General features: G+C 34.7%; 1 protein-coding gene. It reads left to right on the top strand.

All coding sequences use genetic code 11. From position 1 onward, the window contains the following. Nucleotides 1-220: 50S ribosomal protein L28 (gene rpmB, locus D8676_RS26625; RefSeq protein ID WP_348629046.1), on the top strand; the 220-nt coding region annotated here is incomplete at its 5' end. Nucleotides 221-285 lie beyond the last annotated feature (65 nt).

Genomic DNA, 285 nt, shown 5'->3' with positions numbered 1-285 from the left:
TGTATTTATATTTATTAAAGGAGGTACTCATATGGGTAAACAATGTTTCGTAACAGGTCGTAAAGCTTCGACTGGTAACAGACGTTCACACGCTTTAAACTCTACTAAACGTAGATGGAACGCTAACCTTCAAAAAGTTAGAATCCTAGTTGACGGTAAACCTAAAAAAGTTTGGGTTTCTGCACGTGCTTTAAAATCTGGTAAAGTAACTAGAGTTTAATAAATATATTGCACATAAAAAATGTGACCTTATGTGGAGGACGCATTTACTTAAGAACTAAGAGC

The organism is Mesorhizobium sp. YM1C-6-2, assembly GCF_003666685.1.
GTDB lineage: Bacteria > Pseudomonadota > Alphaproteobacteria > Rhizobiales > Rhizobiaceae > Mesorhizobium_K.
The sequence above is the reverse complement of the archived record's forward strand: the minus strand, read 5'-3'. Positions and strand labels throughout refer to the sequence as shown.